Genomic DNA, 22,471 nt, shown 5'->3' with positions numbered 1-22,471 from the left:
CCGCCCGCGACCGACCTCGCACTCGCCGGCGCGCAGCTGCTCGTCAACCTGTCCGCATCACCGTTCCACGTGGGCAAGGCCGAGGACCGGGAGGAGATGCTCGTCACCCGCGCCCGCGACAACGCGTCCTACCTCGCCTTCTGCAACCTCGTCGGCGGCCAGGACGAGCTGGTCTTCGACGGGCACTCCGTCGTGCTCGACGACGAGGGCGAGGTGATCGCCCGCGCACCCGGCTTCGAGGAGGCGTTGCTCCTCGTCGACCTCGACCCGACGGAGGCGATCGGGCGGCGCCTGCGGGACGTGCGGCGGCGGGAGCTCGACCGCGCCCGCGGCGTTCGGGCTCCCGTGGAGGTCGTCGACCTCTCCCCTCCGCGCACGGCGTCCGCCGGCACCGCCGCGCACGTCGTGCCGTTCGAGCACGACCTCGAGCAGATGCGTCGTGCGCTCGTGACGGGCGTGCGGGACTACGTGGAGAAGAACGGCTTCGGCGACGTCGTGATCGGCGTGAGCGGAGGCATCGACTCCGCGCTCACGACCGCGCTCTGTGTCGACGCCCTCGGGCCGGAGCGCGTCCACGCCGTGTCGATGCCCTCCCGGTACTCGTCGCAGGGCACGCGGGACGATGCGCGCGCCCTGGCCGAGAACCTCGGCGTCGACTTCCGCGAGATCGCGATCGAGACCGTCGTCGAGGTGTTCGACGGGGCGCTCGGAGGGCTCGCGGGGCTGGCGGCCGAGAACCTGCAGGCGCGGATCCGCGGCACGATGCTGATGGCGCTCTCGAACACGAACGGCTGGCTCGTGGTCGCGACGGGGAACAAGTCCGAGATGGCGGTCGGCTACGCGACGCTCTACGGGGACATGGTGGGAGGCTTCGCCCTCCTCAAGGACGTGTTCAAGACCGACGTGTTCCGTCTCGCGCGCTACCTCAACGAGCGGTCCGGCCGGGAGCGGATCCCGGTCAGCACGATCGAGCGCGCGCCGACGGCCGAGCTCCGTGCCGACCAACGGGACGACCAGTCGCTGCCGCCGTACGAGGAGCTCGACCCGGTGCTCGAGGCGTACGTGGAGCTCGACCGCTCGCGCGAGGAGCTCCTCGCCGAGTTCGTCCCGTCGACGGTCGAGCGGACGCTCGCGCTCGTCGACCGGGCCGAGTACAAGCGGCGCCAGGCGCCGCCGGGCGTGAAGCTGCGGCCCCGCGCGTTCGGACGGGACTGGCGGCCGCCGATCACGAGCCGCTGGCACGGCTGAAGCGACCAGCGCCCGTACGGCCCCGTGCGATCGGGCGCGGATCGACCCGACGTCTTGACAGGCACTCCGTAAGTGATAACTTACGGTAAGTGTCAACTTACGAAATAGCACTCGACGCGCTCGGCGACCCGACTCGCCGGCGGATCTTCGACCTCCTGCGCCGACGCCCGAGAACCGTGTCCGCGCTCGCGGCGGAGCTCCCTGTCAGCCGCCCGGCGGTGTCGCAGCACCTCCGCGTGCTCCGCGACGCCCGGCTCGTGTCGCATCGCGCGGAGGGCACGAAGCACGTCTACGAGGTCACACCCGAGGGGCTCGACGAGCTGCGCACGTGGCTCGAGGGCTTCTGGGACGAGGCGCTCGACCGCTTCGCAGAGGCGGCCGAGCAGAGAGGACGGGACAGATGAGCGAGACGGCAACCGTCGCCGCGATCACGAAGTCGGTACACGTGGAGTGCGAGCCGGAGCGGGCGTTCCGGGTCTTCACGACCGAGATCGGCACGTGGTGGCCGGTCGAGACGCACTCGTTGAACCCGGGCGAGGTCCGCGAGGTCGTGTGGGAGGAGCGCGCGGGCGGAGAGGTCTACGAGCTCTCTCTCGCCGGCGATCGCTGCCGCTGGGCGACCGTGCTCACGTGGGAGCCGCCCACGAGGCTCGTGATCGCCTGGCAGGTGAACCCCGATCGGCTCGGCACGGAGATCGAGGTTCGGTTCACGCCGGAGGACGGCGGCACGCGCGTCGACCTCGAGCATCGCGGCTGGGAGCGGATCCCCGACCCCGCCGAGATGCGTGCCGGCTACACGACGGGATGGGATCACGTGCTCGGGCGCTTCGAGAAGCGCTTCGCGCAACCCTAGACGCCGACGTCGACCGGCTCGGGCGGCGGCCCGTCGCGCAGCAGCTCCGACAGCAGCTCGGGCAGCCTGGTCGGCGCGAACAGCGTTCCCGCTGCCGCTCCGAGCTCGGCCTGGGTCCACCAGCGCACGGCCGTCACGCCCTCGGCGCGGAGCTCGCTGCGCGTGAGTCGCGGCCGCAGCTCGAACGGCGTGGAGACCCGCTGGAGGCGGTAGCGCTCGGTCTGGCCGTCCCACCGGCCACCACCGAGAGGCACGACGTGCGTCCGCGTCCACACGACGGGGCCGAGCTCGCCGGGCGACAGGCCGAGGCCGAGCTCCTCGTCGAGCTCGCGCACGAGCGCGTGCTCTTCCGCCTCGCCCGGCTCGATCCCACCGCCCGGCGTCGCCCAGACCACGCGGTCGGGAAAGCGAAAGCGGACGAGCACGACGCGATCGTCCGGGTCGACGACGATCGCGCGCACCGCCGGTCGCAGACGGAGCCCGCCCATCACGGGCAGCCTACGGGCGGCCGAGGCGAGCGCCCCCGGTCTCCTCGTCGACGAGCCGCCGCAACGCCCGGAACCAGCGGAGCCGCTCCGCCCAGGGAACGGCGGCGTTCGCGGGCGAGGTCGACGGCAGGACGAACAGGCGCGTGGCCCCGAGCACGCGTCCCTGCAGCCCGTGCTCGGGTCGCTCGCCGAAGGGACCGCGGTACGCCTCCTTCCCGACGAAGGCGATCACGCGCGGACGCAGGTCGGCCGCGATCGCCTCGAGCCGTCGCGCCGAGCCCTCGAAGTCAGCCCGACGCAGGTCGCCGGAGCCCCTCGTCGTCCGGTACGCCGCGTTCGTGATCCCGATCCCGAGCGCGAGCAGCGCGAACTGCTCGTCCGGGGCGTACTGCCGGTCCATGAAGCCCGCCGCGTGGAGCAGCCGCCAGAAGTCGTTCCGCGGGTTCGCGAAGTGCGCGGCGGCCGCCGCGGACACCCGGCCCGGGTTGATCCCACAGAAGACGACGTCCAGCCCCGGCGCGAGAACGTCGGGAACTGCGCTCGGCGTGACGCTCAGGCCGCTTCGGCCTCCCGCGCTGCGATCTGCTCCTCGTACTCCCGTCGCATCCGCTCGAAGAGCACCGCGGCACCCTCGTGGTCGTCGGCGGCATGAGGGTGGAGGATCCTGATCGAGTCCTCGCGGTTGCCCACCCAGCCGTAGCAGCGGAGGTAGCACTCCGCCTCGGTCAGTGAACGCAGCCGTTGCATGGCGGCACGGTAGGCAACGGTCCGGACGGTATGGTGCGCGCATGGCCACCGTTCGCGCACGGGTGTTCTCGTTCGGCGTCTCGCTCGACGCCGACTGGACGGCGACGAGCGACCGAGGGGGCAGTCCGCTCCCCCACGAGAGCGAGGCCTGGACGCCCGAGCACCTCCTGCTCGCCGGCCTCGCACGCTGCTCGCTGACCGCGCTCCGCTTCCACGCCAAACGGGCGGGGATCCCCGTCGCGGCGGAGGCCGAGGCGAGCGGGACCGTGACACGCCGCGAGTCGGACGGTCGCTTCGCCTTCGTGGAGATCGACGTCGCTGTGCGCGTCACCACGGACGCACCCGTGGACGACGACACTCTGCGCGGGTTGCTCGCCAGCGCGGAGCGGGACTGCTTCGTGGGCGCGTCCCTGACGGTGGCTCCGCGCTACACGTGGACCGTGAACGGCACGGTCGTGGTGTGAGCGCGACGCTGCTCGACGTCGACCGCGTCCGCAACGGCTACCGCGCGCTGCAGCGTCCGCTCGCGTTCCTCGACGCCCCCGGCGGGACGCAGTGCCCGGATGCCGTGATCGACGCGATCACCGCGTACCTGCGCGAGGACAACGCGAACGTCGGAGCGCCGTACGGGACGTCGCAACGCACGGACGCCCTCGTCGAGCGCGCGCACGGGCGCGCCGGCGCCTTCCTCGGCTGTGATCCCGGCACGGTGGCGTTCGGCCAGAGCATGACCGCGCTCAACTTCCTGCTCACGCGCGCGCTCGCGCGCGACCTGGAGCCGGGAGACGAGGTGGTCGTCACGCGCCTCGATCACGACGCGAACGTCGCGCCGTGGCTCGCGCTGCAGGACGACGTCGGGATCGTCGTCCGCTGGGTGGACGTCCGCGACGACCTCTCCCTCGATCTCGAAGGGCTCCGCGACACGCTGTCGTCGAGGACGCGCGTCGTCGCCTTCCCGGCCGCGGCGAACTCGGTCGGCACCGCACCGGACGTCCGCGCCGTCGCCGACCTCGCCCACGAGGCCGGGGCGCTCGCGTGGGTGGACGCGGTCCACTACGCGCCGCACGGCCCGATCGACGTCGGCGCGTGGGACGTCGACGTGCTCCTCTGCTCGCCGTACAAGTTCTTCGGGCCGCATCTCGGCATGGCCTGCGGGAAGGAGGAGGTGCTGCGGGCGTGGCGCCCGTACAAGGTGCGCCCCTCGGCCGACGAGCCCGTCGGCCGCCGCTTCGAGCTCGGGACACTGCAGCACGAGCTGCTCGCGGGGTTCGTCGCCGCCCTGGACTACCTCGACGGGCTCGGCTGGGAGACGATCGTCGCGCACGAGCGGCTGCTCGGCGAGCGGTTCCTCGCCGGGCTGCCCGACGGGATCGAGCTCTACGGGCTCCCGACGATGGAGGGACGCGTGCCGACGTTCTGCTTCAACGTGCCCGGGACGACGCCGGCGGAAGCGGCGAGGCACCTCGCAGACCGACACGACGTCGCCGTGTGGTGGGGGAACTACTACGCACTCGAGACGATGCGCCGCCTCGGGCTCGATCCCGAGTCCGGAGCCGTACGCGCAGGGTTCGTGCACTACAACACCGCCGAGGAGATCGACCGTCTCCTCGCGGGCCTCGGCGACCTGCTGTGAGGGTCCTCCTCCTCGGGGGCCCGAAGTTCGTCGGACGGGCCGTGATCGAGGCCGCGCTCGCGCGCGGGCACGAGGTCACGCTCTTCAACCGCGGGCAGACCAATCCCGAGCTCTACCCCGACGTCGAGCGCCTCGTCGGCGACCGCGACGGTGGCCTCGACGCGCTCCGCGGCCGGAGCTTCGATGTCGTCGTCGACACGAGCGGCTACGTGCCGCGCATCGTTCGGCAGTCGGCGGAGCTGCTCGCCGAGGCCGTCGACCGCTACGTGTTCGTCTCGAGCGTCTCCGTCTACGCGTCCTTCGGCGCCTCGATGACGGAGGCCGGCCCGGTGGCCACGCTCGACGACCCTGCCACCGAGGACGTGCAGGCGGCGTACGGCGCGCTGAAGGCAGCGTGCGAGGCCGTGGTCGAGGAGGCCTTCCCGGACCGCGCCCTCCACGTCCGTGCGGGGCTGATCGTCGGCCCGTGGGATCCGACCGGGCGCTTCACGTACTGGCCGCACCGGGTCGCACGCGGCGGCGACGTGCTCGTTCCGGGGCCGCTCGACCGGCCGGTGCAGCTCGTCGACGTGCGCGACCTCGCATCGTGGATGCTCTATGCGACGGCGGTCGGGCCCGTCAACGCGACGGGATCGTGGACGATGCGCGACGTGTTCGACGCGTCCCGGTCGGTCTCGGGGAGCGACGCGCAGGCGGTCGAGGTGGACGAGCGGTTCCTCGTCGAGCGGGAGGTCGGCCAGTGGATGGAGCTCCCGCTGTGGGTCGACACGCACGACCCGGAGTGGGGGTCGTTGATGGACGTGGACGTGTCCCGTGCCGACGCTGCCGGCCTGCGCCTCCGACCTCTCGAGGACACGGTGCGGGGAGCGCTCGCGCATGCGGAGCCCGTCGACGGCGTCGGCCTGACCGCCGAGCGCGAGCGCGAGCTGCTGGCCGCGTGGCGCGCGGGCGGTCAGAGCCCGGCCGGCGGCTCGTAGCCCGCGGCACGGATCGCCGTCGCGGCGAGCGCCTCGTCGTCAGGCCCCGGCAGCCCGCTCACCCCGACGGCGCCGACGCGGACGGTGCCGTCGAACGCGGCCACGCCCCCGCGGAAGAAGGAGAACTGCGGGTCGAAGCTCGCGAGCTCGGTCGGCGCACCTCCGACCTTGTCGGCGAGCGCACCCGTCGTCGACACGTCGCTCCGGGCTGCCGTGTACGCCTTGCGCCGTGCGTTCTCGTACGTATCCCGGGCCGCACCGTCCATCGCGAGCCCGGCGACGACCTCGCCGTGGGTGTCCGCGACGACCACGGACACCGGCCCGGCGGCGGCTTCGAGCACGGCGCGGATCGCCGCGAGCGCACGGTCGTGGGTCACCACGCGATCCTCTCACGTGTCGGGCGCTGCAGGCACGGCTAGCATGGCCCCGATGCCCGTCTTCGAGCTCACGCGCCTGGCGAACGGCACCCGCGTCGTCACCGCGCCGATGTCCCATGCACAGTCGGTGACCTGCGTCGTCATGTACGCCGCGGGGTCTCGCTACGAGACGGCCGAGGCGAGCGGGATCGCGCACTTCGCGGAGCACATGTTCTTCAAGGGCACCGAGCGTCGCCCGGACGCCCGCGCGATCTCCACGGAGATCGACGGGATCGGAGGCGAGTTCAACGCCTTCACCGGCAAGGAGGTGACGGCGTACTACGTGAAGTGCGCCGCGGAGGGCCGCGACCTCGCGCTCGACGTGCTCGCGGACATGCTGCGGCACTCCCTGTTCGACGCGGAGGAGATCGAGCGCGAGAAGGGCGTGATCGTCGAGGAGATGAACATGTACTTCGACACGCCGCGCAGCTACATCGGCTCGGTCTACGAGCGGCTCCTCTACGGCGACCAGCCGCTCGGGTGGGACATCATCGGCCGCAAGGAGTCCGTGCAGGCGGCGACACGCGAGACGTTCACCTCGTTCATCGACGGCTGGTACCGGCCGGACCGGACGATCATCGGCGTCGGCGGACAGGTCGGCGACGGGCTCCCCGCGCGGCTCGAGGCGCTGTTCGGTGACGCCGACGCGCGGGCGACCGGCGCCGCGCAGCCGGCCAGCTTCTCCGAGACCGGCGCCGTCGCCGTGCACACGAAGCAGTCCGACCAGGCGCACCTGATCCTCGGCGCCCGGGGGTACCCGACGACCCACCCCGACCGCTACGTCGCCCAGCTGGTCGCGACGATCCTCGGCGGCGGCATGTCCTCACGGCTCTTCACCGAGGTCCGCGAGCGGCGCGGGCTCGCGTACTACTGCTTCGCGTCGTCCGGGTCGTATGCGGACGCGGGCTCGCTCTCGGCCCAGGCGGGAGTCGACATCAACCGCATCGACGACGCCGTCTCGACGATCGCCGGAGAGCTCCGCAGGATCGCGGTCGAGCCCGTCCCCGCGGAGGAGCTCGAGAAGGCCCGCAACTTCGCCAAGGGTCGCTTCGTGCTCGGACTGGAGAGCCCGCACGGCACGATCATGTTCGGTGTCCGCCGAACGGCGCTCGAGGGCGAGCCGCGGGAGCCGGCCGACGTGCTCGCGGGCCTCGACGCGGTCACCGTCGAGGACGTGCAGCGCGTCGCGCAGGACATCCTCGGCGACCGCCTCTTCCTGTCCGTGATCGGGCCGTTCGACGACCCGACGCGCTTCGAGGGCCTGCTCGCCGCCTAGCGCCCGCCCCGCTCCGCCGGCGGGTCCTGCGAGCCGGTCGGCCGCCCTACGCGTCCGGCTCCAGCAGCGGCTTCTTCGGCGAGGTCTTGCCGCTCGAGGTGGGAGCCGTCTTCGTCGCCTTCTTCTTCGCGGCCTTCTTCTTCGCGGCCTTCCTCTTCGGCGCCTGCGTCGCGAGCGTGTTCGCGGGCGCCGTCGCCACCGGCCCGTCACCGTCGCCCGGCGGGGCCACGTAGGCCTGCCCCACTCCCGGGACTGCGAGCGCACCGACGCCGAGCGCGACGGCGATGCCCTCCTTCAGGCCATGGGCTTCGAAGTCGTCGTCCTGCGGGTCGGGATGGGTGGTCTCGTCGGACATACGCCCTCCTTCGATGGTGACTCTGCGCACAAGACGGGCCGGCGGGCAGGATTCTTCCACACCGGCGGCAGATCGCGAACGCCCGCGACCGGGGAGCATGGACCGGCCGGAGCCGTCGGGAGCGCTGGGCTCTCAGTCCTCGGACGGGGCGTCGGCCGCGCGCTCCGCGATCTCGGAGACGACCGCCGGGTCGGCGAGCGTCGTCGTGTCGCCGAGCGGACGGTTCTCGGCCACGTCCCGCAGCAGGCGGCGCATGATCTTGCCCGACCGCGTCTTCGGGAGCTCCGGCGTGAAGACGACGTTCGCCGGCTTCGCGATCGGGCCGATCTTGTCCGCCACGTGGTTGCGGAGCTCGGCCATCAGCTCGACGGTGGGGTCGACGCCGCCCTTCACGGTCACGTAGGCGACGATCGCCTGCCCCGTGGTCGCGTCCGAACGCCCGCAGACCGCCGCCTCGGCGACGTTCGGGTGGTCGACGAGCGCCGACTCCACCTCGATCGTCGAGATCCGATGGCCGGAGACGTTCATGACGTCGTCGACGCGCCCGAGGAGCCAGAAGTCTCCGTCCTCGTCGATGCGTGCGCCGTCACCCGCGAAGTAGAGGCCGGGCGCGCGCGTCCAGTACGTCTCGCGGAACCGGGCGTCGTCGCCGTAGATGCCGCGCGTCATCGCCGGCCACGGGCTCTTGATCACGAGGTAGCCGCCGCCGCCCGGGCCGACCTCGTTCCCGGCCTCGTCGATCACGGCGGCCTCGACGGTGGGGAACGGCTTGGTCGCAGAGCCGGGCTTCAGCGTCGTGATCCCGGGCAACGGCGTGATCAGGACCATCCCCGTCTCGGTCTGCCACCACGTGTCGACCACGGGACAGCGGCCACCGCCGATGTGCTCGTGGTACCAGACCCACGCCTCGGGGTTGATCGGCTCGCCCACCGAGCCGAGCAGCCGGAGCGACGTCAGGTCGTGGCGCTGCGCGTGCTCCGGCCCCCACTTCATGTGCGAGCGGATCGCCGTCGGCGCCGTGTACAGGATCGTCACGCCGTAGCGCTCGACGACGTCCCACCACCGGGCCTTGTCCGGGAAGTCGGGCGTGCCCTCGAAGAGCACGCTCGTCGCCGCGTTGCAGAGCGGCCCGTAGACGATGTAGCTGTGACCGGTGATCCACCCGATGTCCGCGGAGCACCAGTAGACGTCCGTCTCCGGCTTGAGGTCGAAGATGTACGAGTGGCTCGCGGCCACGCCGACGAGGTACCCGCCCGTCGTGTGCATGATCCCCTTCGGCTTCGCGGTCGTCCCGGACGTGTACATGAGGAAGAGCAGCGCCTCGCTGTCCATCGGCTCGCACGGGCACGTCGCGGGGTCGTCGGAGACGTCGAGGTCGTGGTACCAGGTGTCGCGCCCCGAGGCCATCGGCACGTCGCGCCCGGTGCGGCGGACGACGAGGCAGCGCTCGACGCTCGGCGCCACGGCCATCGCCTCGTCGGCGATGTGCTTCAGCGGCACGGTGCCGCCGCGCCGCCAGGCCTCGTCCTGCGTCACGAGCACCGTCGCGCCGAAGTCGTTCATGCGGTCGGACAGCGACTCGGCCGAGAAGCCGCCGAAGACGACGGTGTGGGCGGCGCCGATCCGCGTGCACGCGAGCATTGCGATCGCGAGCTCCGGGACCATCCCCAGGTAGAGCGCGACGTGCGAGCCCTTCTCGACGCCGAGCTCCTTCAGGGCGTTCGCGAAGCGCACGACCTCGCGCTGCAGGTCGGCGTAGGTGAGCACGCGGCGGTCGCCCTCCGGCTCGCCCTCCCAGAAGAAGGCGACGCGCTCGCCGAGCCCGTCCTCCACGTGCCGGTCGACGCAGTTGAAGCAGACGTTGAGCGACCCGCCCGTGAACCACTTCGCGTACGGAAGGTTCCATTCGAGCACCGTGTCGAAGGGCTCGAACCAGGTCACGCGCTCCCGCCCCTCGCGACTCCAGAACGCCTCCGGCGCGACGTCGTAGATGCCGGGTCGTGCGTTCGCCTGCGCCGCGAACGCGGGCGAGGGCGGGTAGCGGCGCTCCTCGAGCAGGAGCGTGTCGATCGCCTGGTCGCTCATCCGTCTCAGACCTCCAGGTCGTAGGGGAAGTCGGTCAGCACCTCGCAGCCGTCCTCGGTGACGAGGACGAGGTCCTCGAGGCGCACGCCGCCGACGCCGGAGCGGTAGACGCCCGGCTCCAGCGTGATCACGTCGCCCGCGACGAGCTCCCCCCCTGGGAGGATGCCGAGGTACGGCTGCTCGTGCACGTCCAGCCCGACGCCGTGGCCGAGGCCGTGGAAGAAGCCGTCTGCGAGCACCTCGCCCTCGGGCTTCGTGCGCCCCGTCGGGTAGCCCGCCCCCTCGATGACGTCGCACACCGCGTCGTACACGGACCGGCAGTCGACGCCCGGATGGATCATCGCCGCCGAGATCTCGAGCGTCTCGCGGGAGAGGCGGTGCCACTCGCGGACGTCGTCCGACGGCTCGCCGGCGACGAACGTCCGCGTCATGTCGGCGAAGCACGCCGTCTCGCGGTCGCGGGGCCACAGGTCGACGACGACGGGCTGGCCCGGTGCGATCGGCCCGTGACCCATCTCGTGCCCGACCGCCCCCTGCGCGCCGGGCGCGACGATGAAGTCGTCGGACAGGCACCCGTGCTCGTCGAAGGCGCGGCCGATCTCCCGTTTCACGCGCTCCACCGTGAGCTCGGCGCCGTCGAGAACGAGGGCCCCGTTGCGGGCCGTGGCCGCGGCGAGGAGCTCGACCACCGTCCCCATGCCGGCCTCCGCCGCCTTCTGCGCGCGGCGCACGCCGGCGAGCTCGCGCCCCGACTTGACGCGCCGTCGGTCGTCGAAGTGCTCCTGGTCGACGACGAGCGCGATCCCCTCACGGCGGATGCGGTCGAGGTGCCCTGCCGGGAAGCCGTGCGGCACGACGGCCTCCCGCACCCCCGCGTGCACGCAGGCCCGGGCGACCCACTCGAGCGCGAACGACCGTGGGGCGAGGCCCTGGGCCCGCAGCTCGTCGGCGCCGATCTCCTCCAGGGAATGCGTCGTGACGTCGAGCCCGAGGGCGTCGAGCCGTGTCGCCTCCATCGCGGACACGTAGACGTGGCGGTCGCCGCCGACCTCGACGTACACGAACGGGTCGGGGACGCCGAGCGGGATCTCGTGGCGGAGCTCCATGCACCGGAACGTGTCCCCGACGATGACGACATCGGCCATCCGTCGATCCTATGCCGTCGGCGTGGTCACGGGTGGAGGCCGTACGGGAAGTCGGTCAGCACGTCGCATCCGTCCTCCGTCACGAGGACGAGGTCCTCGATCCGCACGCCGCCGAAGCCCTGTCGATAGAGCCCGGGCTCGAGGGCGATCACGTCGCCCGCGACCAGTGGGTGCCCAACGATGCCGAGCGCGGGCGGCTCGTGCACGCGGAGGCCGACGCCGTGACCGAGGCCGTGGAAGAAACCGTCGCGGAGCGCCTCCCCGTCCGGCAGCGACAAGCGTGTCGGATGCCCTCGGTCCTCGAAGTACCGACAGACCGCGGCGTTCACGTCGCGACCGTCGACACCGGGCCGCACCATGCCGAGCGCGAGCTCGAGCGCGCCGAGGCAGTCGGCGTGCCACGCCGTGATCTCGTCGTCGGGCCGACCGACGACGAACGTCCGGGTCGTGTCGGCGAAGCAGGCGCTCTCGACGTGCTGGGGGAACAGGTCGCACAGGACGACGTCGTCGTTGCCGACCCGCCCCGAGCCCGGTTCGTGGCCGTCGGCCGTCTGCGCTCCGTGGGCGACGATCAGGTCGTCGCCGCGGCATCCGTGCTCGCCGAAGACGCGTGTCGCCCGCTCCTTCAGCAGCTCGCACGTGAGCGGCTCGCCGTCGACCGTGCGTCCGCCGTCGCCCGGCTCGGAGCGCCCGAGGAGCTCGGCGACGTGACGGAGCGCGTCGTCGACCGCCGCCTGCGCGGCCCGGACGCCCACGAGCTCCGCCGCGCTCTTCACCCGCCGTCGGTCGGCGAAGAGCGCCGGGTCGACGAGGAGCTCGACGCCGTCGGCGCGCAGCGCGTCCGCGACGAGCGTCGGGAACGTCGCCGGCACGTGCGCACGCCGGATCCCGAGCGCGCGCACCCGTCGTACGCAGGCTGCCGGCCAGAGCGCGTACGGGTCGCCTCCGACCTCCTCGAGCAGCTGCTTCAGGGGGAAGCCGTCGGTCGGGACGATCTCGACGGACGGGTCGACCTGGGTGATGCGGTCGCCCTCGACGCTCCAGACGACGGCGACACGACGACCGTCGACCTCCGCGTAGAGGAAGGCGTCTCCGATCGCGACCGGGATCTCGTGCCGCAGCTCCGCGCTGTGCTCGGTGTCGCCGACGATGAGGACGTCGCCCATCCGGGGCGGAGGGTACCCATCGCTGCCTGTAGGGTGCGGCCCGTGGAAGCCGCGCTCCGGGAGCTGCGACAGCGTCTCGCCGAGGTCTCCGACCTCTCGCGGTCGGCCGGGGTGCTGGGATGGGACCAGCGCGTGACGATGCCCGTTCGCGGAACGGAGGCTCGCGCCGAGCAGCTCGCAACGCTCGCACGCATCGCCCATGAGCGGTTCACCGACGCCCAGATCGGGCGCCTGCTCGACACGTTGACCCCCCATGTCGAGTCCCTTCCGTACGACTCCGACGAGGCGAGCCTCGTCCGTGTCACCCGGCGCGACTGGGAGAAGGCGCGGAGGGTTCCCGTCGAGCTGCGCGAGCAGCTGACGAGGGCGGCCGCACGCGGCCACAACGCCTGGGTCGAGGCGCGTGCCCGATCGGACTTCGCGTCGTTCCTCCCCTACCTGCGGGAGAACCTCGAGCTGCGCAGGCGCTACGCCGAGTGCTTCGAGCCCGACGACGTCCTCTACACGGCGCTGCTCGACGACTTCGAGCCGGGCATGACGACGACGGAGGTCGCCGACGTCTTCGCGGTGCTCGCCCCGGCGCTCCGGGACCTCGTCGCCGGGGCACCGACCGTCGACGCCACGTTCCTCCACGGGCACTTCGACCCCGGGGCGCAGCGCGCGTTCGCGGAGCGCATCCTCGCGACCCTGGGGTTCGAGGAGGGCTCGTGGCGGCTCGACCCGACCGCCCATCCCTTCTGCACGTCCTTCTCGAACCGGGACGTCCGCCTCACCACGCGCTACAACGAGCGCGACCTCGAGTCGGTGTGGTCGTCGCTCCACGAGGCAGGCCACGGGCTCTACGCCCACGGGATCGCCGGCGCGCTCGAGCGCTCGCCGCTCGCAGGCGCGCCCTCGCTCGGGCTCAACGAGTCCCAGAGCAGGACGTGGGAGAACCTCGTCGGTCGGAGCCGGCCGTTCTGGGAGCACTGGTACGAGCCGCTTCGCACCACGTTCCCGGAACAGCTCGACGGCGTCGAGCTCGACGCGTTCGTGCGGGCGATCAACCGCGCCGAGCCCGGGCTGATCCGCGTCGACGCCGACGAGACGACGTACTCCCTGCACGTCATCCTCCGCTTCGAGCTCGAGCAGGCGATGCTGGCGGAGGAGATCGCTCTCGAGGACCTCCCGGAGGCGTGGAACGCGAGGATGTCCGAGCTCCTCGGCGTCGACGTCCCCGACGACGGTCGGGGCGTGCTCCAGGACGTGCACTGGTCGGGCGGCGGCTTCGGCTACTTCCCGACGTACGCGCTCGGCAACGTGATCTCGCTCCAGATCTGGTCCGTCGTGCGCGCCGCGCTCCCCGACCTCGACGCACAGCTCGCTGCGGGCGAGCTCCGGCCGCTCTCCGACTGGCTTCGCGACAACCTCTACGCGCTCGGCCGCAAGCTGACCCCGAAGGAGACGCTCGCGCGCGTGACGGGCTCCGACGCCATCGACCCGGGCCCCTACCTCGCGTACCTCGGCGCGAAGCTCGACGGCCTGCGCACGTGAGCCTGCTCGGCGAGAGCGATCGGGCGGCGGTTCGCGAGGCCTGGAGCGACCTCGAGCGGCCCGTCGACGTTCGCCTCGACCTCGGCCCCGTGGAGACGCCGGTGGCCCTTCTCGCCGCCGGCGGACGGGAGATCGACACGAACGCCGAGGCACGCGCGCTCGTCGAGGAGCTCTGCGCGCTCTCCGGACGCGTGCGACTGGACGTCGTCGAGCACGACGGGCCGGGCGTGTACCCGAGCCTGACGATCGGCCCGGGGCTCCGGTTCCTCGGGCTGCCGTGGGGGTACGAGCTGGCGACGATCGTCCACGCCGTCTCGGAGGCCGGGCGCGCCACCCCGTCCCTCGGCGAGGAGTCGCGGGCACGGCTGTCGACACTCGGGCGTGCGGTCGCGATCGACGTCTACGTCACGCCCACCTGACCGCACTGCCCGCCGGCCGTGCTGCTGGCGTACCGCTGCGCGTTGGCCGAGCCGCAGGTGACGGCGACCGCGATCGAGGCGTCCGAGTTCCCCGCCCGCGCCGACCGTCACGGGGTGCTCGCGGTGCCCGCGATCGTCGTCGACGAGCGCCCCGGCTGGACCGGATCCGTGCCGGAGGCGGTGTTCGTCGATCGTCTGCTCGCGGCGGCGGCCGCGGTCTGACGCCGGCGACGGGCGTCGGGCCCCGCTCGATCGCCCACGCCCTGCGCATCCGACGCGCGCGAGCGGCAGGCGTACACTGCACGCCGTGGAGCCGATCGAGCGGGCGAACGTGATCCTGGCCGAGTACGCGGCGATGACGCTCGCCGAGCTGCCGGTCGGCGCCGACGTGATCGACGTGCACACGCACCTGGGCCTCGACATCGACGGCATGGTCGGCGACCTCGACGAGCTCCTCGACATCCAGCAGGGGTACGGCATCACGCGCTCCTTCGTGTTCTGCCTCGACGAGCCCGACCGTCACCCGGCCTTTCGGGCCGCGAACGACCGAACGCTCGCCTTCGCCGGCCGGGGGGACGGCACGCTCGTCCCCTTCGTCCGCCTCGACCTCAACGAGGGCCCGTTCGAGGAGGCCGTCCGCTGCCTCGATCTCGGCGCCAAGGGGATCAAGCTCCACCCCCGCGCCCAGCGGTTCCTCCCCGACGACCCGCGGCTGGAGCCGATCTTCGAGCTCGCCGCCGACCGCCGCGTGCCGATCCTCATCCACGGCGGGCGCGGGCTGCCCCCGATCGCAGACGGCCTCGCCCGGCTCATGGACAGGCACGACGCGACCCTGATCATCGCCCACGCCGGGATCGTCGACCTGGCGGCGCTCGCGGCGGTGTTCTCTGGAAGGCCCCGCGTCTACTTCGACACCTCCGTCTGGAGCCCCCTCGACCTCATCGACCTCTACCGGCTCGTCTCGCCGCAGCAGATCGTGTACGCCTCCGACTACCCGTACGGACGGCAGCCGAACTCGCTGCTGATGGCGGTGCGCACCGCACGGCAGTCGGGGCTCGACGCGGACGCGCTCCGCGCGATGCTCGGCGGGAACGCGGCACGGATCGCCGACGGGCTCGATCCGCTGCCCCTGTCGCCGCCACGCGGGATCGACGAGGTGACGCACCCGGTCACGTTCGCGCGCATCCACCAGTACCTCTCGATGGCCGCGACGTCGCTGTGGCTCCGGCAGCCGAGCGACACCTTCGGCGTGCTCGGGCTCGCGCTCAACGCGTGTGACGAGCGCTCCAACGGCCACCGCGAGGAGACCGAGCAGATCCGCGAGGTGCTGGTGGCGACGCAGGAGCTGTGGACACTCGCCGGTGAGTCGAGCGACGAGGAGCTCCAGCGGCGCGCGACGCGCGGTGCGTTCCGGCTCCTCCACCTGGCGAACATCCTCGCGGTGACGAATGGCTGACCCGCGGCGGTGGACGGCGATCGCGGCGCTCGTGGCGGTGGTCGCCCTGCTCGCGGGCTGCGGAGGATCGGAGGAGTCGGCGGACGACACGACCACGGACGCGGTGGAGGAGACGCAGCCGGCCGACTCGCTCTCCACGTTCTGCGAGCCGGTCGCGGTACCCGAGGCGCGCACCGTCACGGCGGAGGCGCCCTCCGACGACCTCGACCCGGACACGACGTACCGCCTGCGGTTCGACACCAACTGCGGCGAGTTCACGGTCACCCTCGACCAGGAGACGGCGCCCGAGACGTCCGCGTCGCTCGTCGCGCTCGCCCGAGACGGCTACTTCGACGACACGGTGTTCCACCGGATCGTTCCCGGCTTCGTGATCCAGGGCGGCGACCCGACGCAGACCGGCGGCGGCGGGCCCGGCTACAGCACGGTCGACACGCCGTCGGCCGACGCCAGCTACGTGAAGGGTGTCGTCGCGATGGCGAAGACGGCGTCCGAGCCCCCGGGGACCGCCGGGAGCCAGTTCTTCGTCGTCACGGGCGACGACATCGGCCTGCCGCCGGACTACGCGATCGTGGGCACGGTGACCGACGGGCTCGACGCGGTCGAGCTGATCGGCGAGCTCGGGGACGCGTCGACCGAGCTCCCCCTCGAGCCGGTCGTGATCTCGACCGTCACCGTCGACGAGACCTGATGGGCCGAGTCGCGGCGGTGGTGCTCGCCGCGGGCGAGGGGTCGCGGTTCGGCGGGCCGAAGCAGCGACTGCTGCTGCCGCACGTGCTCGAACGCGTCGCCGCGAGCCCGGTCGACGAGATCGTCGTGGTGGAGGGCGCCTACCCTCTCGAGCCGTCGGCGGCCGGGTCGACGCCGTGCCGCGTCGTGCGCTGCGAGGACTGGCGGCGCGGCCCGGGAGCGTCGCTGCGCCGCGGGCTCCGCGCGCTCGCCCCGGACGTCGAGGCCGCCGTCGTGATCCTCGCCGACGGGCCGGAGCTGGCCCCGGAGGCGGTCGAGCGCGTGGTCGGCGCGTGGCGGTCCGGCGCCGGCCCGATCGTCGCCGCGTCGTACGGCGACGCCCGCAGTCACCCGCTCGTCGTCGGGCGCTCGGCCTGGGACGACGTGCCGGACACGGGGCTCCGCGCCCGCGCGGCCGTGCTCGTCGCGTGCGACGACCTCGGGCATCCCGGAGACGTGGACCGGCCCGAGGACATGACGGGCGACGCCTGAGCACCGGCACACCCGCACCCGGGCCCGCGGGACAGGTGGGAGCGGAGGCGACCGGCTACGAGGCGCCCGTGCCGCGGAGCTCCGCGAGCTTCTCGATCAACCCGGGCGGCATGCGCTCGGCCGCGGTCGTCCGGACATACATCCGCAGGTTGGACTCGAAGCGGTACCGCCGACGACAGTAGTCACAGCCGTCGAGGTGCACCTCGGCTTCCCGCATCTCCGCGTCACCGAGCTCACGGTCGAGGTAGCCCTGAAGCAGCTCCTCGCACTTGTCGCAGGGCTCCGGGGTCATACGATCGCCTCCTCCGCGAGTCGCTGCTTGAGCTGCCGCCGTCCGCGGTGCAGGCGCGACATCACGGTTCCGATGGGCACGTCGAGGATCTGGGCGGCGTCGGCGTAGCTGAACTCGCCGATGTCGACGAGCACGACGACGTCGCGGAAGTCGTGGGGAAGCGAGGAGAGCGCGTCGACGACCGAGTCCTGGGAGAGGCGCTCGACGACGCGGTCCTGCTCGAGCACCTCCTCGCCGGCCGACGACGCCATCTTGTTGGCGAGGTAGTAGTCGTTCTCCTCGATCGGGGTCTGGTCAGGGGCCCGTTGGACCCGCCGGCCCCGGTCGACGTTGAGGTTCGTGAGGATGCGCAGCAGCCACGCCCGCATGTTCGTCCCGGGCGTGTAGGACTGCCAGCTGCGGAATGCTCTCGAGTACGTCTCCTGCACCAGGTCCTCAGCTTCCTCTCGCGACCGGACGAGCCGACGGGCTACCCGGTAGACCTGGTCGGCGAGCGCCAGCGCCTCCTCCTCGAAGCGGACCCGGTCACGCGCCTCCGTCGCGAGCCGGCGTGCCTCGGTGTCGGGAGCGGCGTCGCCCACATGGCTACCGTAGCAGCGTCTTTCAGGCCTTCTGAACGGTCGGAGGACGGCCGGTATTCCGCCCGGTTCCGGGTCAGGCAGGGGTGAACTCGTGGAAGCCGGCAGTCGCGAGCGCCCGGACGATGGCGTCACGGCTCGTCAGGTCGTCGTCGAACGTGAGCGCCACGTGCCCCATGAGGTTGGCGTTCGCGGACTCGAGCCCGTCGTGGCCCTCCAGGGCCGCGGCGAGGCGCATCACGCAGCGCTCGCAGCGCACGCCGCTCACGTGCAGCGTCTCCGTCACCGTCGCCACACGCGGATCGTACCGCCGCCGCCCCGCGGCTCAACCGGGGGACGGCCGCCCACGAACGCCGTGCACCGGGCGCCCAGCCGCCTCCCAGGCGTAGTACGAGGCACTCGGGCCGAACGTGGGCTCGTAGCCCACGACCCGCGGGTTCCGGCCCACCTCCTTCGCCCGCTGCGCGTGCCAGAGCAGGTTCGGGTCGTCCCGCTCCTGCCACACGAGCACGAGGTGGGCGGCCGTCATGAACTCGGCGACGAACGTGCAGCCCTCGGCGGGGCACGGGAACGGATCCGTGCGGACACACCACCAGCCCTCGCGGTCGCCGCCGTCGTCATCGCTCCACAGGGCTTCGTCCTCGACGGCCGTCTCGTCAGGGAGGACGATCTGGCCGGTACCGATCCGCTCCTGCTCCACGTCGCCACAATAGAAGAGCGATGAGCGACGGTCGAGACGTCGCCGTCGTCCTCTCCGGCGGCGGCATGAACGGGATCCTGCTCGAGCTGGGCTTCCTCCAGCGACTGCGGGCAGAGCGATCGCTCTGGGAGCGGGTCGGCTGGATCTACGGGACGTCGGCGGGCGCGCTCGCGGGCACGATGGCGGCGATGGACCGGCTCGACGAGCTCGAGCGGTTCCTGATGGGGCTGCGGCCCGAGGAGACCTTCCGGCCGAACCGCCTCTGGCAGCTGCCGTTCACCGGCCTCCACGAGTACCGGCTGCCGGAGACGATCGCAGCGCGCGTCGGGCCCGCCGAGGAGCTGGTGGCCACGCTCCACGCGGCGCCGATCGAGCTCGTGGTCTGTGTCACCGACGTCGGCGACGAAGTCGGAGAGGGCGAGGAGCACGCGTTCGAGCGGACGTTCTCGTCACGGACGACGCCCCCGGAGCTCATGGGACCGGCGATCCTCGCGTCTGCCGCGATCAGCGCACTCGTGCTGCCGGTCCCCGTCGGCGAGACGATCGGCACGGACGGCGGCTGGGTGCGCAACTTCCCGCTCGGCCATGCCTACGACAACCCCGACGTCGAGGAGATCGTCGCCTTCCGCTACCGCGCCACCTACCCGCGGTCGACCGGCGAGAACATCGTCCGCCTGCGGCGCCGCCTCGAGCGGTTCCGCGCCGTCCCTCCGATCCGGGCGCTGATCGGCGAGCTCGACGCCGCGGAGGAGCGCCGCGAACGGGGCGAGCCCGCGCACCTGCCGGACATGCTCCTCCGCCTGATGCGCGTCACGATCTCCCGCAACACGGCGCTCGAGGAGCACTACGCGGCCGAGACCGACGACTCCGTGCGGGAGCTGGCGGCCCTCCGGGCCGACGCCCAGGCGATCGCCCGACGGCATGCGCTTCCGTGGCGCCGCCGGAGGGCGGCGGCCGAGGTCGCGACACGATTCGACGACGCGCAGTTCCCGTTTCGCCACGAGCGACGCCTGCCGACGACGATCGTCCACGGAGACGCCGGCGAGCTCGCACTCGACCCCAGCTTCCGCGCCGGGCTCGAGTGGCCGGACGCGTCGAAGCGCGCGCTCATCGCCCGCGGCCGGGAGCTGGCCGAGGAGGCTCTTCGCGGGTCGTCGGCCGCGTTCGGGTGAGAGAGGCCCCGGGTTCCAGGGAGGACGTGAATGCCCCGGGGCCTCTCTGCCCCTCCCGGCGGCTAGCCCGTGGGGGATGTCGGCTGCCGCCCGAGCGTGACGGTGACGGTCTTCTGGTCGCCACCGCGGTACAGCTCGATCTCGACGGTGTCGCCGGGATCGTGGTCGGCGAGGACGTCGCGGAGCTCGGCGACCGTGGACACGCGCTTCCCGTCGGCGGCGACGATCACGTCTCCGCCGACCGTGTAGCTGACGCCGGCCACGACGACGGGCGTGTCGCCGCCCTCGATGCCGGCCTTCGCCGCACCACTGCCGGGCGACACGGTCTCGACGAGGAGGCCCGCGTCGACCGGGAGCCGGAACGTGCGGGCGAGCTCGGGGTCGATCTCGCGCGTGCCGACACCGAGGAACGCGCGGTCGACCTGTCCGTCCTCGAGGATCTGCGAGACGACCGAGCTCACCGTGTTCGAGGGCACGGCGAACCCGATGCCGACGTTGCCCTGACCGCCGGCCGTCTGGATCTGGGAGTTGACGCCGATCACGTCGCCGCGGCCGTTCAGGAGCGGCCCACCCGAGTTCCCCGAGTTGATGGGCGCGTCGGTCTGGATCACGTGGTCGATCGTGACGCCGTTCGGGGCGGTGACGTTCCGCTGCAGGGCGGAGACGATGCCCGCCGTGACGGTGCGCTCGAGCCCGAACGGGTTCCCGATCGCGACGACCGCGTCGCCCACGGTGACCGCGTCGGAGTCGGCGAGCGTGAGCGGTGTCAGCGCCCTCGCGCCGGCGTCGACCTTGAGGACCGCGAGGTCCGTCGACGGATCGACACCGACGATCGACGCGGCGAGGGTGTCCTGGTTCGAGAAGCTCACCTGGATCGACTGGGCGCCGTCGACGACGTGGAAGTTCGTGACGATGTGGCCTTCCCTGTCGATCACGAATCCGGATCCGAGGGCCTGGCCACCACCACCACCGAAGCCGAAGCCGTCACTCGCGCCCGCGAGGTTGGAGGTGATCTGCACGACAGCGGGGGCGCTGCGGGCGTAGATCTTCTGGATCGAGAGCCCGTCCGCCGGTGCAGCCGACGCCGGGGCGGGCGACTCGACCGTGCGCGTGACGACCGTGGTCGTGTCCTCGCCGAGAGCGCCCGCGGCCCAGGCGCCGCCGAGCGCCGCCCCGCCGCCGAGGAGGGCGGCGACGGCGAGCGCGGCGAACGGGCGGGCGACTGAGGGACGGCCGGACGACGGAGTGATGGGTGACGTCGAGGAGGCCGGTGGGACGGACGGGGACGGTGGGAGGGACGGGGACGGTGGTCGGTTCGGGTCGAAGGTCATGACCCTCTTGTATCCACCACCGCGTGAACCGAGGGTTACGCACCGTTAAGCACCGATTGCGACAGACCACACCCGCCGCGCGGATGCCGTCGGACGGCGCGCCTAGCCTTCGCACCGTGACTCCGCCGGCGGACGACGATCGCCCCGGTGCGCTGCGTCCGGGATGGGACTTCGCGTGGGTGATCGGCCTCACGATCCTCACGTTCGGGTGGGGCATGGTCGTCGACGACGACGGTGCGCGCGTCCTGGGGCTGCTCGCGCTCGCGTCGGCGACGCTCCTCACCACGCTGTGGATGACGTACGCGCGGTGGACCACGATCGCCGTGTGGGCCGTCATCTGTGCGGGGGCGATGCTCTCGGCCGTCGCGGCGATGGCCGCCGACGGCAACGTCGCGCGGTCGCTGCGGGTCCTCCTGACGGCGGGGATCGCCGTCGTCGCGCCCGTCGCGGTCGCGCGAGCGCTCGTCCGCCAGCCCGTCGTCAACCGGCAGACGATCGGAGGCGCGGTCACGCTCTACCTCCTCGTCGGCATGTTCTTCGCGTTCCTCTACGCGGGCATCGATGTGGCAGACCACGGGTCGTTCTTCGCCGAGGTCACGGACACCTCGTTCGGCGACTTCCTCTACTTCAGCTACGTGACGCAGACGACGGTCGGCTACGGCGACCTCACGGCGTCGGCCGATCTCGGCCGGACGCTCGCCATCCTCCAGGCGCTCACCGGCCAGATCTACCTCGTGACCGTGGTCGCCTTCGTCGTCGGCAACCTGGGCCGGGCGCGCGCGGGATCGGGCGGGCGCGACTAGGTCAGCGCGACCGTCTTCACCGAGCGCTCGCGCTCCGCGCCGAGGGCATCGGACAGCTTGCGCTCGAGGTCGCCGGATGCGTAGAGCTCCTCGGTGATGTCGGCGCCGCCGATCAGCTCGCCCTTGACGAAGACCTGGGGGATCGTCGGCCAGTCGGTGATCGCGGACAGCTCCTGACGGATCTGCGGATCGGGAAGGATGTCGACGGCGGCGATCGGCGCGCCCGCCGACCACAGCGCCTGGAGCGCGCGCAGCGAGTTCCCGCACGCCGGCATCTCCGGGGTGCCCTTCATGAAGATCGCGACGGGCTCGTCGTCGATCACTTGCTGGATCTGATCACGCAGCGTCATGGCGTTCCCTTCGTCGTGATGCGGAGCTCGTGGATGGTGCCGTCGGCGAGGAGCGTCGCGAGCGCACGGTTCACGAGACGGTGCTGCTCGACGAGCGAGAGCCCGTCGAAGGCGCTCGAGGAGACGGTGACGTGGAAGTGGTCGCCGCCGCCGGTCCGGTCGACGACCTCGACCGCCCCGTCCGGGAACGCCTGCTCGAGCAGCGTGCGCATCGTGTCGGCCGCCATCCG

29 protein-coding genes and 1 pseudogene are annotated in these 22,471 nt (G+C 72.3%); 15 read left to right on the top strand and 15 right to left on the bottom strand.

Annotated features, from left to right (window positions below; translation table 11 throughout):
• The 3 genes from AC162C_RS08065 to AC162C_RS08055 all read left to right on the top strand — a co-directional run.
• A partial coding sequence (locus tag AC162C_RS08065) for an NAD+ synthase (RefSeq protein ID WP_484097098.1) occupies nt 1-1,248 on the top strand: 1,248 nt, incomplete at its 5' end.
• Nucleotides 1,249-1,337: 89 nt separating this feature from the next.
• The gene (locus tag AC162C_RS08060) at nt 1,338-1,652 is read left to right on the top strand and encodes an ArsR/SmtB family transcription factor (RefSeq protein WP_462973769.1); all 315 of its coding nucleotides are present in this window, start codon (nt 1,338-1,340) and stop codon (nt 1,650-1,652) included.
• Nucleotides 1,649-2,101: an SRPBCC domain-containing protein gene (locus AC162C_RS08055; protein ID WP_462973768.1), complete on the top strand. Its 453-nt coding sequence runs from the start codon at nt 1,649-1,651 to the stop codon at nt 2,099-2,101. The genes AC162C_RS08060 and AC162C_RS08055 overlap by 4 nt, the downstream gene beginning before the upstream one ends.
• On the opposite strand, the gene AC162C_RS08050 is transcribed toward AC162C_RS08055, so the two are convergent.
• Genes AC162C_RS08050 through AC162C_RS08040 form a run of 3 tightly spaced genes read right to left on the bottom strand, consistent with a single transcriptional unit; the run spans nt 2,098 to nt 3,336 of the window.
• On the bottom strand, nt 2,098-2,589 hold the full coding sequence (locus AC162C_RS08050) for an NUDIX hydrolase (RefSeq protein WP_462973767.1): 492 nt from the start codon (nt 2,587-2,589) through the stop codon (nt 2,098-2,100). The two genes, AC162C_RS08055 and AC162C_RS08050, sit on opposite strands and share 4 nt — an antisense overlap.
• A gap of 10 nt (nt 2,590-2,599) precedes the next feature.
• Nucleotides 2,600-3,145: a mismatch-specific DNA-glycosylase gene (locus AC162C_RS08045; protein WP_484097099.1), complete on the bottom strand. Its 546-nt coding sequence runs from the start codon at nt 3,143-3,145 to the stop codon at nt 2,600-2,602.
• Nucleotides 3,142-3,336, bottom strand: coding sequence for a hypothetical protein (locus tag AC162C_RS08040; protein WP_462973803.1), 195 nt, complete (start codon nt 3,334-3,336; stop codon nt 3,142-3,144). The genes AC162C_RS08045 and AC162C_RS08040 overlap by 4 nt, the downstream gene beginning before the upstream one ends.
• 41 nt (nt 3,337-3,377) lie before the next feature.
• Here AC162C_RS08040 and AC162C_RS08035 point away from each other — a divergent pair, with 41 nt between their 5' ends.
• From AC162C_RS08035 to AC162C_RS08025, 3 genes are read left to right on the top strand one after another with little or no spacing between them, the layout of a single operon-like run.
• The gene (locus AC162C_RS08035; RefSeq protein WP_484097097.1) at nt 3,378-3,800 is read left to right on the top strand and encodes an OsmC family protein; all 423 of its coding nucleotides are present in this window, start codon (nt 3,378-3,380) and stop codon (nt 3,798-3,800) included.
• A complete protein-coding gene (locus AC162C_RS08030) occupies nt 3,797-4,969 on the top strand; it encodes a cysteine desulfurase-like protein (protein WP_484097096.1) in 1,173 nt (390 codons plus the stop codon). The genes AC162C_RS08035 and AC162C_RS08030 overlap by 4 nt, the downstream gene beginning before the upstream one ends.
• Nucleotides 4,966-5,946, top strand: a complete 981-nt coding sequence (locus AC162C_RS08025) for an NAD-dependent epimerase/dehydratase family protein (protein ID WP_484097095.1) — start codon at nt 4,966-4,968, stop codon at nt 5,944-5,946. Before AC162C_RS08030 ends, AC162C_RS08025 begins: the two co-directional genes overlap by 4 nt.
• Here AC162C_RS08025 and AC162C_RS08020 read toward each other — a convergent pair.
• Nucleotides 5,922-6,323: a GlcG/HbpS family heme-binding protein gene (locus AC162C_RS08020; protein WP_484097094.1), complete on the bottom strand. Its 402-nt coding sequence runs from the start codon at nt 6,321-6,323 to the stop codon at nt 5,922-5,924. The genes AC162C_RS08025 and AC162C_RS08020 overlap by 25 nt on opposite strands.
• A gap of 52 nt (nt 6,324-6,375) precedes the next feature.
• Here AC162C_RS08020 and AC162C_RS08015 point away from each other — a divergent pair, with 52 nt between their 5' ends.
• Nucleotides 6,376-7,638 carry a M16 family metallopeptidase gene (locus AC162C_RS08015; protein WP_462973762.1) on the top strand — a complete coding sequence of 421 codons (1,263 nt, stop codon included), beginning with the start codon at nt 6,376-6,378 and terminating at the stop codon, nt 7,636-7,638.
• Between the two features lie 46 nt (nt 7,639-7,684).
• Here the strand turns inward: AC162C_RS08015 and AC162C_RS08010 are convergent, their stop codons facing one another.
• The 4 genes from AC162C_RS08010 to AC162C_RS07995 all read right to left on the bottom strand — a co-directional run bounded on the left by AC162C_RS08010 (nt 7,685) and on the right by AC162C_RS07995 (nt 12,389).
• Nucleotides 7,685-7,993, bottom strand: a complete 309-nt coding sequence (locus AC162C_RS08010; protein WP_462973761.1) for a hypothetical protein — start codon at nt 7,991-7,993, stop codon at nt 7,685-7,687.
• 132 nt (nt 7,994-8,125) lie between these two features.
• A complete protein-coding gene (gene acs / locus AC162C_RS08005; RefSeq protein ID WP_484097093.1) occupies nt 8,126-10,078 on the bottom strand; it encodes an acetate--CoA ligase in 1,953 nt (650 codons plus the stop codon).
• 5 nt (nt 10,079-10,083) lie between these two features.
• Nucleotides 10,084-11,223, bottom strand: a complete 1,140-nt coding sequence (locus AC162C_RS08000; protein ID WP_484097092.1) for a M24 family metallopeptidase — start codon at nt 11,221-11,223, stop codon at nt 10,084-10,086.
• A gap of 26 nt (nt 11,224-11,249) precedes the next feature.
• A complete protein-coding gene (locus AC162C_RS07995; RefSeq protein WP_484097091.1) occupies nt 11,250-12,389 on the bottom strand; it encodes a M24 family metallopeptidase in 1,140 nt (379 codons plus the stop codon).
• A 42-nt stretch (nt 12,390-12,431) separates the two neighbouring features.
• On the opposite strand from AC162C_RS07995, the gene AC162C_RS07990 reads away from it, so the two are divergent.
• The 6 genes and pseudogenes from AC162C_RS07990 (at nt 12,432) to AC162C_RS07965 (ending at nt 17,015) form a co-directional block, all read left to right on the top strand.
• Nucleotides 12,432-13,922 carry a carboxypeptidase M32 gene (locus AC162C_RS07990; protein ID WP_484097090.1) on the top strand — a complete coding sequence of 497 codons (1,491 nt, stop codon included), beginning with the start codon at nt 12,432-12,434 and terminating at the stop codon, nt 13,920-13,922.
• The gene (locus AC162C_RS07985) at nt 13,919-14,341 is read left to right on the top strand and encodes a hypothetical protein (RefSeq protein WP_484097089.1); all 423 of its coding nucleotides are present in this window, start codon (nt 13,919-13,921) and stop codon (nt 14,339-14,341) included. The genes AC162C_RS07990 and AC162C_RS07985 overlap by 4 nt, the downstream gene beginning before the upstream one ends.
• A 12-nt stretch (nt 14,342-14,353) precedes the next feature.
• Nucleotides 14,354-14,563 (top strand): annotated as a pseudogene (locus tag AC162C_RS07980) (thioredoxin family protein); the annotation flags it as partial.
• An 85-nt stretch (nt 14,564-14,648) separates the two neighbouring features.
• Nucleotides 14,649-15,797 (top strand): amidohydrolase family protein, encoded by a 1,149-nt coding sequence (locus AC162C_RS07975; protein ID WP_484097088.1) that lies wholly within the window; start codon nt 14,649-14,651, stop codon nt 15,795-15,797.
• Nucleotides 15,790-16,485 carry a peptidylprolyl isomerase gene (locus tag AC162C_RS07970; protein ID WP_484097087.1) on the top strand — a complete coding sequence of 232 codons (696 nt, stop codon included), beginning with the start codon at nt 15,790-15,792 and terminating at the stop codon, nt 16,483-16,485. Before AC162C_RS07975 ends, AC162C_RS07970 begins: the two co-directional genes overlap by 8 nt.
• Nucleotides 16,485-17,015: a nucleotidyltransferase family protein gene (locus AC162C_RS07965; protein ID WP_484097086.1), complete on the top strand. Its 531-nt coding sequence runs from the start codon at nt 16,485-16,487 to the stop codon at nt 17,013-17,015. The genes AC162C_RS07970 and AC162C_RS07965 overlap by 1 nt, the downstream gene beginning before the upstream one ends.
• 55 nt (nt 17,016-17,070) lie before the next feature.
• On the opposite strand, the gene AC162C_RS07960 is transcribed toward AC162C_RS07965, so the two are convergent.
• The 4 genes from AC162C_RS07960 to AC162C_RS07945 all read right to left on the bottom strand — a co-directional run bounded on the left by AC162C_RS07960 (nt 17,071) and on the right by AC162C_RS07945 (nt 18,585).
• Nucleotides 17,071-17,307 (bottom strand): anti-sigma factor family protein, encoded by a 237-nt coding sequence (locus AC162C_RS07960; protein WP_484097085.1) that lies wholly within the window; start codon nt 17,305-17,307, stop codon nt 17,071-17,073.
• Nucleotides 17,304-17,888 carry a sigma-70 family RNA polymerase sigma factor gene (locus tag AC162C_RS07955; protein ID WP_484097084.1) on the bottom strand — a complete coding sequence of 195 codons (585 nt, stop codon included), beginning with the start codon at nt 17,886-17,888 and terminating at the stop codon, nt 17,304-17,306. The genes AC162C_RS07960 and AC162C_RS07955 overlap by 4 nt, the downstream gene beginning before the upstream one ends.
• Nucleotides 17,889-17,961: 73 nt before the next feature.
• Nucleotides 17,962-18,180, bottom strand: coding sequence for a heavy-metal-associated domain-containing protein (locus tag AC162C_RS07950; RefSeq protein WP_462973750.1), 219 nt, complete (start codon nt 18,178-18,180; stop codon nt 17,962-17,964).
• 30 nt (nt 18,181-18,210) lie between these two features.
• Nucleotides 18,211-18,585 carry a hypothetical protein gene (locus AC162C_RS07945; RefSeq protein WP_484097083.1) on the bottom strand — a complete coding sequence of 125 codons (375 nt, stop codon included), beginning with the start codon at nt 18,583-18,585 and terminating at the stop codon, nt 18,211-18,213.
• Nucleotides 18,586-18,605: 20 nt separating this feature from the next.
• Here AC162C_RS07945 and AC162C_RS07940 point away from each other — a divergent pair, with 20 nt between their 5' ends.
• Nucleotides 18,606-19,757 carry a patatin-like phospholipase family protein gene (locus AC162C_RS07940; protein WP_484097082.1) on the top strand — a complete coding sequence of 384 codons (1,152 nt, stop codon included), beginning with the start codon at nt 18,606-18,608 and terminating at the stop codon, nt 19,755-19,757.
• A gap of 62 nt (nt 19,758-19,819) precedes the next feature.
• On the opposite strand, the gene AC162C_RS07935 is transcribed toward AC162C_RS07940, so the two are convergent.
• Nucleotides 19,820-21,088: a S1C family serine protease gene (locus AC162C_RS07935; RefSeq protein WP_484097081.1), complete on the bottom strand. Its 1,269-nt coding sequence runs from the start codon at nt 21,086-21,088 to the stop codon at nt 19,820-19,822.
• A 116-nt stretch (nt 21,089-21,204) separates the two neighbouring features.
• Between AC162C_RS07935 and AC162C_RS07930 the strand changes: the two genes are divergently transcribed.
• Complete coding sequence (locus AC162C_RS07930; RefSeq protein WP_484097080.1) at nt 21,205-21,891, top strand: potassium channel family protein; 687 nt, start codon at nt 21,205-21,207, stop codon at nt 21,889-21,891.
• Here AC162C_RS07930 and AC162C_RS07925 read toward each other — a convergent pair.
• Nucleotides 21,888-22,241, bottom strand: a complete 354-nt coding sequence (locus AC162C_RS07925) for a glutaredoxin family protein (RefSeq protein ID WP_484097079.1) — start codon at nt 22,239-22,241, stop codon at nt 21,888-21,890. The two genes, AC162C_RS07930 and AC162C_RS07925, sit on opposite strands and share 4 nt — an antisense overlap.
• Nucleotides 22,238-22,468 (bottom strand): BolA/IbaG family iron-sulfur metabolism protein, encoded by a 231-nt coding sequence (locus AC162C_RS07920; protein WP_484097078.1) that lies wholly within the window; start codon nt 22,466-22,468, stop codon nt 22,238-22,240. Before AC162C_RS07920 ends, AC162C_RS07925 begins: the two co-directional genes overlap by 4 nt.
• Between the last annotated feature and the right edge of the window lie 3 nt (nt 22,469-22,471).

The sequence above is a fragment of the Gaiella sp. genome, assembly GCF_057140465.1.
This window is presented reverse-complemented; position numbering and strand designations above follow the sequence as displayed.

Excerpts from the sequence above, each read along its gene's own strand:
- AC162C_RS08015 (WP_462973762.1), top strand. The coding sequence starts at position 6,376 with ATGCCCGTCTTCGAGCTCACGCGCCTGGCGAACGGCACCCGCGTCGTC.
- AC162C_RS07920 (WP_484097078.1), bottom strand. The coding sequence starts at position 22,468 with ATGGCGGCCGACACGATGCGCACGCTGCTCGAGCAGGCGTTCCCGGAC.
- AC162C_RS08010 (WP_462973761.1), bottom strand. The coding sequence starts at position 7,993 with ATGTCCGACGAGACCACCCATCCCGACCCGCAGGACGACGACTTCGAA.
- AC162C_RS07965 (WP_484097086.1), top strand. The coding sequence starts at position 16,485 with ATGGGCCGAGTCGCGGCGGTGGTGCTCGCCGCGGGCGAGGGGTCGCGG.
- AC162C_RS07935 (WP_484097081.1), bottom strand. The coding sequence starts at position 21,088 with ATGACCTTCGACCCGAACCGACCACCGTCCCCGTCCCTCCCACCGTCC.
- AC162C_RS08000 (WP_484097092.1), bottom strand. The coding sequence starts at position 11,223 with ATGGCCGATGTCGTCATCGTCGGGGACACGTTCCGGTGCATGGAGCTC.
- AC162C_RS07925 (WP_484097079.1), bottom strand. The coding sequence starts at position 22,241 with ATGACGCTGCGTGATCAGATCCAGCAAGTGATCGACGACGAGCCCGTC.
- AC162C_RS08035 (WP_484097097.1), top strand. The coding sequence starts at position 3,378 with ATGGCCACCGTTCGCGCACGGGTGTTCTCGTTCGGCGTCTCGCTCGAC.
- AC162C_RS08040 (WP_462973803.1), bottom strand. The coding sequence starts at position 3,336 with ATGCAACGGCTGCGTTCACTGACCGAGGCGGAGTGCTACCTCCGCTGC.
- AC162C_RS07960 (WP_484097085.1), bottom strand. The coding sequence starts at position 17,307 with ATGACCCCGGAGCCCTGCGACAAGTGCGAGGAGCTGCTTCAGGGCTAC.
- AC162C_RS07940 (WP_484097082.1), top strand. The coding sequence starts at position 18,606 with ATGAGCGACGGTCGAGACGTCGCCGTCGTCCTCTCCGGCGGCGGCATG.
- AC162C_RS08050 (WP_462973767.1), bottom strand. The coding sequence starts at position 2,589 with ATGGGCGGGCTCCGTCTGCGACCGGCGGTGCGCGCGATCGTCGTCGAC.
- acs (WP_484097093.1), bottom strand. The coding sequence starts at position 10,078 with ATGAGCGACCAGGCGATCGACACGCTCCTGCTCGAGGAGCGCCGCTAC.
- AC162C_RS07970 (WP_484097087.1), top strand. The coding sequence starts at position 15,790 with ATGGCTGACCCGCGGCGGTGGACGGCGATCGCGGCGCTCGTGGCGGTG.
- AC162C_RS07995 (WP_484097091.1), bottom strand. The coding sequence starts at position 12,389 with ATGGGCGACGTCCTCATCGTCGGCGACACCGAGCACAGCGCGGAGCTG.
- AC162C_RS08055 (WP_462973768.1), top strand. The coding sequence starts at position 1,649 with ATGAGCGAGACGGCAACCGTCGCCGCGATCACGAAGTCGGTACACGTG.